5 protein-coding genes and 1 pseudogene are annotated in these 4,081 nt (G+C 69.1%); all 6 read right to left on the bottom strand.

The window, feature by feature from the left end:
- Window positions 1–411: pseudogene (locus ACH107_RS30680) on the bottom strand (energy transducer TonB); the annotation flags it as partial.
- Window positions 412–422: 11 nt separating this feature from the next.
- Window positions 423–896, bottom strand: coding sequence for a protein TolR (gene tolR / locus ACH107_RS30675; protein ID WP_412509474.1), 474 nt, complete (start codon window positions 894–896; stop codon window positions 423–425).
- 3 nt (window positions 897–899) lie between these two features.
- Entirely contained in the window at window positions 900–1,595 is a 696-nt protein-coding gene (gene tolQ / locus ACH107_RS30670; protein WP_412509473.1) for a protein TolQ, read from the bottom strand.
- A gap of 114 nt (window positions 1,596–1,709) precedes the next feature.
- Complete coding sequence (gene ybgC / locus ACH107_RS30665) at window positions 1,710–2,099, bottom strand: tol-pal system-associated acyl-CoA thioesterase (protein WP_412509472.1); 390 nt, start codon at window positions 2,097–2,099, stop codon at window positions 1,710–1,712.
- On the bottom strand, window positions 2,096–3,721 hold the full coding sequence (locus tag ACH107_RS30660; protein ID WP_412509471.1) for a hypothetical protein: 1,626 nt from the start codon (window positions 3,719–3,721) through the stop codon (window positions 2,096–2,098). The genes ybgC and ACH107_RS30660 overlap by 4 nt, the downstream gene beginning before the upstream one ends.
- Window positions 3,718–4,081: Holliday junction DNA helicase RuvB C-terminal domain-containing protein (locus tag ACH107_RS30655; protein ID WP_412509470.1), on the bottom strand; the 364-nt coding region annotated here is incomplete at its 5' end. The genes ACH107_RS30660 and ACH107_RS30655, both read right to left, overlap by 4 nt.

Raw genomic sequence — 4,081 nt, 5'->3', positions numbered from 1 at the left:
CTGCTCGGCCCGCTCGGGCACCATCACCGCCACGTCCTCCGACGGCTGCGCCATCTCGGGCGGCGTATCCTCGACCTCGGCAGGCGCCGGCGGCGCGGTCTCGGGCCGTTCCGGCGCGGTCTCGGGGGCCGGTGTGACGGTCTCGGGCGGCTGGTCCTTGGCAACGGCCGCGTCGCTTCGCGACCGCATCGCCGGCGCCGCGCCTTCGCTGGGCGGTTCGGGCGTATCGACCGCGGCCACCGCGCCGGGGGCGCTTTGCCGCGCTGTCAGGGCCGCGAATTCCTCCGCCGAGATCGCGGTGACCTCCGTCACCTCGAAAGCCGGCTCGTCCGCAGAGAACATGCCGCCAAGGACCGCCCAGCCGATCAGGCCCAGATGGGCCACCCCGGATATGATCTGACCGGTATTCATGGTCGGGGCCGTCAGCCGTCCGTCTCGTCGAGGCGCGGACCGCCGGTATCGGTGACAAGCCCGATATCGCCAAATCCCCCGCGATTGAGCGCCCCCATCACCTGCATCACCTCGGAATACGGCACCCGGCCATCGGCCCGCAGGTAGACACGCGCGCTGTCGCGCTCGGCCGCGATGGCGCGCAACCGCGCCACGAGTTCCGCGCGCGGCACCTCGGTCGCCTGGATCGTCACCGCCCCCTCGGCGGTGACCGTCACCGTCAGCGGCTCCTCGTCTTCACCCGGCAGCGCGTTCGCCGCCGTTTCGGGCAGCTGCACCGGCACCCCGACGACCATCAGCGGCGCGGCGACCATGAAGATGATCAGAAGCACCAGCATCACGTCCACGAAGGGCGTGACGTTGATCTCGGCCATGGGGCGCGTGCGTCCGCGTCCACGCCGGCGGCGCCCGCCCCCTTCCGTGCCCTGGATCACCCCGCCGCCCATGGCCTAGCTGTCCAGTTGCCGGCTGAGGATGGTCGAGAACTCGTCGGCGAACGCCTCGTACCCGGCGATGATGCGGTCGGAATCCGCGCTCAGCTTGTTGTAGAACACCACCGCCGGGATCGCCGCCAGCAGGCCCAGCCCGGTGGCCAGCAACGCCTCGGCGATGCCCGGCGCCACGACGGCAAGGTTGGTGTTCTGCTGCTCGGCGATCTCGATGAAGGCATTCATGATGCCCCAGACCGTGCCGAACAGCCCGATGAAGGGCGCCGTCGAGCCCACCGTGGCCAGCACCGACAGCCCGCCGCGCAGGCCCTCGGCCTCCTTGGCGATGGCCACGTCCATGCTGCGGTCGATGCGCGGCGCGGCCCCGGCGATCAGTGCCCCGTCCTGCCGGTGGCTGCGCCGCCATTCGGTCATGCCCGCGGCAAAGATCCGCTCGGCCCGCCCGTCCGGGTCCGGCCCGATCTCGTCGAACAGCTCGTCCAGCGGCTCGCCCGACCAGAAACGCGCGTCGAACGCGTCGGCCTCGCGCCGGGCGGCGCGGTAGACGATCAGTTTCTGGATGATGATCGACCACGCCCAGAACGACGCCACGACGAGCATCAGCATGACGATCTTCACGATCAGGGTTGCGCGCGCGAACAGCGCCCACAGGGAGAAATCCATCTCCTGCGCCAGTGCGAGGGTTTCTGCTTCCATCTGCCTGCTCGTTGTTGTGCGGCCCGTTTGCCGGGCCTTGTTGCGCCCCAAACTATCGCAAATGACAGGGGAAAGCCAACACAACCACGTGTCCCGGCGCGGAAATCGTGGCTGTCAGTGCACCATCTGGCGGATATTTGCCGGCAGGCGCGCGGGCTGGCCCGTCAGCGTGATGCACACGATCGTCACCTCGGCGGCGAACAGCAGCGCGCCGTCGCGCAGAACCTGCTGGCTCATCACCAGCCGGGCGCCGCTGACGGTGCGCGTCTCGGTCAGCACCTCCAGCTCGTCGTCGTAGCGGGCGGGCAGGTGATAATCGGCCTCGACGCGTCGCACGGCAAAGACCACGCCCTGCGCGTCGCGCATGGCGTTCTGGTCAAGGCCCAGCCCCCGCACCCAGTCGCTCCGGGCGCGCTCGATGAATTTCAGGTAATTGGCGTGATAGACGATACCGCCCATGTCGGTATCCTCGTAATGGACGCGGACGGTGAAACGGTGGGTCATGCGGGCAGTCCTTTCCTGTCATGTGTGGCGCGGGTGTCGATCAGCCCCGAGAACCCGGCGACCGCCAGCAGGGCAAGAAACCAGCCCATGGCGATGTGCCCCCACAGGTAGATCCGCGCCCAGCGGGCCGTCCTTTCGTCGGGCACCCAGTAATCCTGCACCTCCAGATCGACCACCGGCACCAGCGTGTCGAGCGAATAGAGCGCGGCGTTGAACTCAGGATACCCCGCCGCCTCGGGCTGGTCGAGATAGCAGGCGAGAGTCGAGGGCTGATCGCCCCGTCTCTCGCCGCCCGGTGCGCACTGCGCCCATTCCGGTTTGCTCAGGATGAAGGCGTTGTTGGGCTTGAAGCCGCCATCGTCATGGGCGATGCCGAACAGCACCGCACCAAACAGCCACATCCCCGCCAGCCAGCCAAGCGCCCGCAGGGGCTTGTGACCATAGGCGATGAGGGCGCCGAGGAGCCAATCAAGCCCGACCTGCAGGGGGATACCCGCGTGGCGCCATGTACCGGCCACCTCGCGCCGCAACCGCGCCCGCCGCGCCCGGCGCTGCCGCTTTTCCTTGGCGATCAGCACCTCGCGCGCGTCTTCCGGATGGCCCATCTCGCGCAAAACCTGCGCGCAGTGCTCCCAGGGCTGTGGCCAGAACTCCTTGCCGAACCGCGCCGGGTCTTGCAAGTCGAGCCATCGGATGCGCTCCGCCGCGCTGATTCCGCGGCCCGTGAAGGCACCATAGCGACAACGGTCGAGCAGCAGGTCACCCGGCTCCGGCCAGCAGGCAGGGTCGTCGCAGATGCTCCCGAACTCTGTCGCCGTCAGGTCGAGCGCGCCGATAGCTGTACTCCCATTACGCCAGAACAGGGTACCACCCACGCGCGCTCCGTCGGCGCTTAGCGCCTTGCCGCCCAGGTTCTCGAACCGGCCGCCATCACACTCCAGATTACCGCCGATCCGCGCGCCGACCAGTCGCACCGCGCCCTTGGTCTCCACCCCGCGCAAGAAGACGCTGCCACGCACCGCCAGCCCGTCGGCGATTAGCGCCTTACCCGTCGAACCGCTATTAATCTTTTCCTTTTCCAATTCATGCGGGTTCTGGAACCGCCCGCCCACGCAGTCCAAATCGCCGCCGATCCGCGCGCCAAGAAGCCGCACCTCGCCCGTGGCCTGCACCCCGTGCAGGAACACGTTGCCCCGCGCCTCCAGCCGATCGGCAAAAAGGCCTGGGAAGTGCGACCCCTGCAGGTTCAGCGTGTCGAGCTTGGCCCCGCGCAGCACAGGCCTGTCCTCGAACCGGGAGCTCAAAAGTTTGAGGTCTTTGTCGAGCCGGCAGCCTTCGAGGTCGAGGCCCGGTGTGGAGCCCTTCAAGGCGGGATCGCGCCGCCCATCACTGACCACCAGCGCACCGGCGATTTGGAGGCCGTGTTCGTGCAGCCGCACAGCCTTGTCCCCCGGTGCGCCGAGGGCGAGCCAGCGGATCAGGATGGCGCGCACGCGGCGGTCGTCGCCTGCGTCCTCACCTGGCATGTCTCCGTCGCCCAGCACCGTCACGTGGCCGGTGCCCAGCCCGGCGATCACCGCCTGTTCGGCCGGCGTCAGCGGCTCGAAATCCGCGAGCGTCATGATCCGCCTTCGAAAAGGTCGCTCTGGCCCGGCGGGCGGGGCGGGGCCAGCCCCAGATGGCGCCAGCCGCCCTGCGCCAGCATGCGGCCGCGCGGCGTGCGCTGGATCAGGCCCTGTTGCAGCAGGTAGGGCTCGATCACCTCCTCCAGCGCGTCGCGCGATTCCGACAGCGCGGCGCTGATCGTCTCGATGCCGACCGGGCCGCCCTGATACGCCTCGGCGATCAGGCTGAGGTAGCGCCGGTCGGCCCCGTCGAGGCCCAGCCCGTCCACGCCCAGACGGGTCAGCGCGTCGTCGGCCAGCTCGCGCGAGATGCGGCCGCCGCCCTCGACCACCGCGAAATCCACCACCCGGCGCAAC

This window comes from Roseovarius halophilus (ex Wu et al. 2025), from assembly GCF_047086965.1.
The sequence above is the reverse complement of the archived record's forward strand: the minus strand, read 5'-3'. Positions and strand labels throughout refer to the sequence as shown.